This window comes from Oleiphilus sp. HI0066 (genome assembly GCF_001635725.1).
In genome coordinates, this window is the sequence record NZ_LWFH01001716.1 from 1 (window position 1) to 811 (window position 811).

Sequence of the window (811 nt, forward strand, 5' to 3'; positions counted from 1 at the left end):
AGGTACATAGCTCTCGGCAAGCAAATCGCCTTTACCATCAATAGGGTTACCACAGCCATCGAGCACTCGACCAAGTAACGACATACCTACGGGCACATCATTAGCGCTGGGTAGCGGAGTCACTTTGGCTCCAGGTTGAAACCCCTTCACCACGCTTAGCGGCATAAGATAGGTGCTGTCTTCGTCGAAACCGACGACTTCTGCTTCGACTTCTTCGTTATTGGAGCCTTGAATTAAACAGCGGTCACCGACGACTGCTTTACAACCTTTTGCCTCAAGGGTAAGGCCAATCATTCGCGTAAGTCGCCCACTGATGACAGGCTCGAAGTGTTCAATATTCTCCGATGCTTGCTGAAAATCGGTAATGCGTGATAGCAGATCAGCCATCTGGATTTAATCCATTTTCATCTTGCGAAATATCTTGGTCAGGCGCGTCTTCTAGCACTTCACTCGCGAAATCAACATGGCTTTCTAATGTCGCGGGGGATTCTTGATGGACCTCGAAATTTTGAGATTTCGCTGCTTGCAACAGCATGCTTTGTACAGCGTGTTGGAAGCGTTTTTCAATCGTGTAGTCAACCACCTGCTGACTTGTCTCAACTAAGCAGCCGCCCCTCGCCAAATGTGGTGATGGCACGACTGCGACCTCCTTATCGATCTCTTCAATGAGTGGCTGTACGATTGGAATATCTTGAGGATTAAGAGAAATACTAAATTCGCGTGCACGCTTGGGCAGCGAATTTATCGCATTCTGGAGCGCCAAACGAATAACATCGGTACTCTGCTTGATTTCTGTATGAATGACAGCACG

General features: G+C 48.1%; 1 protein-coding gene and 1 pseudogene. Both read right to left on the reverse strand.

Annotated features, from left to right (window positions below):
* Positions 1–387, reverse strand: a pseudogene (gene fliI / locus A3738_RS26840) (flagellum-specific ATP synthase FliI); the annotation flags it as partial.
* Positions 380–811, reverse strand: a 432-nt coding sequence (locus A3738_RS26845; protein WP_197474069.1) for a FliH/SctL family protein, incomplete at its 5' end; no start/stop codon positions are given. The pseudogene fliI and the gene A3738_RS26845, both read right to left, overlap by 8 nt.